General features: G+C 51.3%; 2 protein-coding genes. Both read left to right on the top strand.

Annotation, left to right across the window (positions count from 1 at the left end; genetic code table 11):
- Positions 1-207 precede the first annotated feature (207 nt).
- Positions 208-753, top strand: coding sequence for a PilL N-terminal domain-containing protein (locus ABLA76_RS14915; RefSeq protein WP_348988519.1), 546 nt, complete (start codon positions 208-210; stop codon positions 751-753).
- On the top strand, positions 753-1,294 hold a 542-nt coding region (locus ABLA76_RS14910; protein WP_348988518.1), incomplete at its 3' end, for a TIGR03759 family integrating conjugative element protein. The genes ABLA76_RS14915 and ABLA76_RS14910, both read left to right, overlap by 1 nt.

Genomic DNA, 1,294 nt, shown 5'->3' with positions numbered 1-1,294 from the left:
AGCGAAAAGCGCGTAAATCGGCTGCTGAATAATGCTTCGTTATCGCCCATGCCACGTAATACGATAATATTTGTTCAGGGTTTATCCGTTATTTTCTATGACGGCATGTTTATTTTCAGCAAACACAGTTGAGTTGTTCATTGAATACATCACAGGGTTCCTTGCATAGTCAGGATTATTTTACGACTGAGCAGGAACCTATTTGGCATGAAAATAAACGCGTTAGTGAGTCTGATAGCGGTCATCGTGACCGGATGTACAGTTCCCGTAAAACAATCGCCACCTCAGCTTTCTAAAGATACCTTTCCTTCCGTCACACTGACACGTAACGTTCAGCCGGTTTCACCGGATATTTATGGGCAAAAAGCAGAAGTCATCCGTTATGGTCGCTATTTGCTGGTCAGCACCGACCCGACAGTGGCACAGCGTGACCCGCTTTCCCAATTAATGGATATCTCTATCCCTGCTTCTCTGAAAGCCACCGTGGCTGATGCCATGCGTTACGTATTACGTCAATCGGGCTACACATTATGTGTGCCTGAAAAGAATAATGACATCCTATATCGTCAGCCGTTGCCGTCTGTGCACATGCAGTTAGGCCCCGTCCGGTTGCGTACCGCGTTGCAGGTGATGGCAGGCCCCGCCTGGCAACTGGAAGTCGATGAAGTGCAGCGTGTGGTGTGTCACCATTTGCGCCAGGGCTATCAGTTACCGGCTCCGGCTAAACAATCTCAACAGCAGGGAGGGCATTGATGAAATGGCATCGTTTCGGTTTATGGGTATGGTTGCTGAGCAGTTCAGTCTGGGCAGCCACACCAGCACCCTTAGCCTCGCAGCAGACGCAATTGAGGGAAAACCCACAGCAGTCCCTGAAAAATCAGGCCGAACAGTGGCAGTTAAGTGCGGATGAATACCAGCATTATCAGCAACTGATGAGTGGACCACGCGGTATCCAGTCCCCAGGACTTGATCCGCTGACCACATTAGGCATTGAAGCCGACAGTGATGACGAGCGCCGCCGTTATGCTGAACAATGGGTCAGGGCGGAGTTCGCCCGTACCGAAAAAGAGCTGCGTTTCCAGCGAGAAGTGGATGCGGCGTGGCAGCGGCTGTTTCCGGATGTGTTGCCGGTCAATATGACAACATCCCGCGAGACAAGTGGCCGTCTGGCGCTGTTTGTCAGGGTCAACGATTGCCCGGCCTGTGACACCCGTTTGGCCGAAGTCCTGGCGGCAAAGCAACCGGTGGATATCTATCTGATTGACAGTAAGGGTAATGACGACACATTACGCCA

Source organism: Xenorhabdus sp. SGI240, from assembly GCF_040081915.1.
GTDB classification, from domain to species: Bacteria; Pseudomonadota; Gammaproteobacteria; order Enterobacterales; family Enterobacteriaceae; genus Xenorhabdus; species Xenorhabdus bakwenae.
This window is presented reverse-complemented; position numbering and strand designations above follow the sequence as displayed.